This window comes from Flavobacterium sp. GNP010 (genome assembly GCF_056428945.1).
The window spans coordinates 1-1,492 of the sequence record NZ_JBWJVK010000116.1 but is presented as its reverse complement, the minus strand read 5'-3'; the positions used below and the strand labels follow the sequence as shown (position 1 = coordinate 1,492).

The window sequence follows — 1,492 nt, the reverse complement described above, 5'->3', positions numbered from 1 at the left end:
GTTCAACACAGGTTTCATTGTTCGGCTTGCAGCCGCAACGAAACCTTATCTGTTGGCAGTAGTTATTTATTCGTCAATGTCAGTTTCCTCATTTTCTTCATTTTCAGCCAGAAATTTCATAATATCAATTCCTGTTTCTCCAATAGTTTTTATCGTTTCCATTGATTTCTGAACGATTTCTATTTTTTTTAGTGCATCATTATAATTGTCTTTTATTGATTTAATTTCGGACTTATTATTTTCGTCTTCTTTTGGTAAAGTTGGTTCAACTAATTCTGGAGGAATTATTTCTATTGTCAAACCGTTATCTATGCATTTAGCAATGTATGTTACGTGACCTTTCATTGCTATTTTTATTTCATTTAATCTTCCTGCTTCTATATTTTTGCTGGCAAAATCTTTTATAATATCTGTAGAAATTTTTTCAATTTGCTTTGTAAAATATTCTTTTTCTTGTTTTTCAATTGTTTTTTGCTCACCTGTACTAACACCTAATTTTTTTAGTTTCGCTTTTGCTAATCTAATTTCAATTATATCTTTATAAAGCTTAACTATACCGACAATTGTTAGAGCCAAACAAGAACTTATTTCTTTACTATTATCTATGAAAAATTGCAATGAACCATTGCTTACAAAATTAATTTCGGTGTCTTCAACTGGTTCTCCAATTAATTCTTTGAGTGTTTTGAAAACTTTATCCCAATGATTTAATTCTTTTGTTACCCTATTAATTTTTTTGTTTGTAAATTCTGAAGGCATTAATATTCCAATCTCGAACGTATAATCATCGTGGAAATGATTTTTAATATTTAGTTTGTTTAAATTCTCATCTGTTGATTTGAGAGTTGCAATAAATTCACTTCTTTTGTTAAAATAATTTTGCAAATCAGTAATTACTTTCTGAAGATTATATGAATTGCCATTTAAAATTGTATTAATTATTTGCTTTGCATTTTCACCAAAATACTCAATTCCACCAATTTCTTCTAATATTTTTAAATTACTCGGTGAATAATTATTAACCACACTTAAATCAAAATTGCCGTTAATTTTTTTTATTGAATTGGATATTTCTGTACTTTGATTTGAGCTAATTAGATTTACAAGATTATTCATTTGTTGAATATCTGTGTCATCATTTTCATTTACTAAATCAGCAATTACATTTTTTAATTTTGTTGCATCCATTTACTTTTTTTTTCTATAAAATTCAAACTAATATTTTTTTTACTATTTACTTTCTTCCGTTATCTGAAAGTGTTAATTTTTGGTGTAAATATGTGGGAATTACTGCCAACGTTCCGCTACTATACGATGTTGACGAAAAGTACAAAACAATAATTCAAATAAGCGGGATAATCCCAAAAACAAAACAATAATAACCAAAGCCTGATACGGCAATAGCTTATAGTAGCTGTTGAACTAAACCTTCGGTAGCGCGAAACCGAAAAAGTAGTACTTTTCAAAGATAACTAAAATAGGATATTATGAC

General features: G+C 27.7%; 1 protein-coding gene. It reads right to left on the bottom strand.

The window, feature by feature from the left end; all coding sequences use genetic code 11:
• Positions 1 to 66: 66 nt before the first annotated feature.
• Entirely contained in the window at positions 67 to 1,188 is a 1,122-nt protein-coding gene (locus tag AC061C_RS15755) for a hypothetical protein (RefSeq protein ID WP_478291961.1), read from the bottom strand.
• Between the last annotated feature and the right edge of the window lie 304 nt (positions 1,189 to 1,492).

What these genes read in the sequence shown, in the direction of transcription:
- AC061C_RS15755 (WP_478291961.1), bottom strand. Translation starts at nt 1,188, where the DNA reads ATGGATGCAACAAAATTAAAAAATGTAATTGCTGATTTAGTAAATGAA.